Here is a 260-nt window from a genome sequence, read left to right on the forward strand (position 1 = left end):
TGGTCGGTGGTGATGTTGTCGCCCAGCACGGCCAGCGGGCGCATGCCCGAGAGCGTGCGCTCACCGGCCAGCGCACCTTCCCAGTAGGGCGGACGGCGGATGTAGGTGCTTTGGGGACGCCAGTCGTACAGCGGGCTGACCAATTGGCTGCGGTCCACGCGTGCGGAGAACATCGGGGTGTAGACATTGCGGAATTGCTGGGGCTTGACTGCGGTAGCCACCACAGCATCGATTTCCTCGTCGCTGGGCCAGATGTCCTT

At 64.6% G+C, this 260-nt stretch carries 1 pseudogene; it reads right to left on the reverse strand.

Annotated features, from left to right (window positions below):
* Positions 1–260, reverse strand: a pseudogene (locus ACZ3HH_RS30550) (aconitate hydratase); the annotation flags it as partial.

Source organism: Pseudomonas sp. PME37.24/025, assembly GCF_055556615.1.